General features: G+C 55.0%; 1 rRNA gene. It reads left to right on the top strand.

The features are described 5' to 3' along the window. Positions 1-1,530 (top strand): 23S ribosomal RNA (locus VHE10_03535); the annotation flags it as partial.

Genomic DNA, 1,530 nt, shown 5'->3' on the forward strand with positions numbered 1-1,530 from the left:
GCTGCGAAATCCAAAGATGACGTATAGCGTCTGACGCCTGCCCGGTGCCGGAAGGTTAAGAGGAGATGTGAAAGCGTCGAATCGAAGCCCCGGTAAACGGCGGCCGTAACTATAACGGTCCTAAGGTTGACAACGAGTCACGCTCGCCCGGCGCAAGTCGGGCAACTCGCTAGCCTTAGTAAAACCAAACCATATGCGGGAAACTCCTCCACAGCCGACCAGTACGAGCCGATCGCAAGATGCGGCCGTAAAAATCTGGCGGACAAGGGGACAATCCGCAGGAAAGATCCGCGAAGACTCCTCCCCGGAGAAGAAGCGGAAATCCTCAGAGACTTCATGTTTGGGAGACGTCTCATGAATCTAGAAGCACAATGGATCGTCGGATTTGTCGACGGAGAAGGATGCTTTCATGTGAGCATCAATCCTCACGCCGATATGTCCGCCGGATTCCAGGTCCTTCCGGAATTCACTGTGGTCCAACACAAACGCGATGCTCAAATCCTACATGCGCTGAAGGCGCATTTCGGATGCGGCGTCGTCCGTGTCAATCACGGGGACCGCATGGCGTATCGCGTTCGCGGCAAAGAACATCTGCTCGAACGCATCATTCCTTTCTTCATGAAATACCCGCTCAAGACGAAGAAGAACGTGGATTTTTTGAAATTCCGCGATTGTCTTCTCTTGATGGAGAAAGGAGCGCACCTCACGGCCGACGGCATTGCGGACATCCGCAAGATTGCCGCCGGAATGAACCGTGGGACAGACGTTTCAAGATAAAGTCCGGCTCATCGGGAAACCGATCGAGAGATATCCGAGCGAAATTCCTTGTCGGGTAAGTTCCGACCTGCACGAAAGGCGTAACGACTTCCCCACTGTCTCCGACATCTCCTCAGCGAAATTGAATTCCCCGTGAAGATGCGGGGTTCCCGCGGTCAGACGGAAAGACCCCGTGCACCTTTACTGCAACTTTGCACTGGCATTAGGAATCCGATGTGTAGGATAGGTGGTAGGCTTTGAAGCGGAGGCGCTAGCTTTCGTGGAGCCGTCCTTGAAATACCACCCTTTGAGTTCCTGATGTCTAACTGCGGCCTCGAAACGAGGTTCAGGACCATGCATGGTGGGCAGTTTGACTGGGGCGGTCGCCTCCCAAAGAGTAACGGAGGCGCGCGATGGTGAGCTCAGGCCGGTCGGAAATCGGCTGTTGAGTGCAATGGCAAAAGCTCGCCTGACTGCAAGGCCGACGGGCCAAGCAGAGACGAAAGTCGGTCATAGTGATCCGGTGATCCCGTGTGGAAGGGTCATCGCTCAACGGATAAAAGGTACGCCGGGGATAACAGGCTGATCGCACCCAAGCGTCCATAGCGACGGTGCGGTTTGGCACCTCGATGTCGGCTCATCACATCCTGGGGCTGTAGCCGGTCCCAAGGGTATGGCTGTTCGCCATTTAAAGTGGTACGTGAGCTGGGTTTAGAACGTCGTGAGACAGTTCGGTCCCTATCTGCCGTGGGTGTTCGAAACTTGAGAGGACTT

The organism is Candidatus Paceibacterota bacterium (genome assembly GCA_035546035.1).
In the GTDB taxonomy this organism is placed as follows: domain Bacteria; phylum Patescibacteriota; class Minisyncoccia; order Phycocordibacterales; family UBA6065; genus UBA6065.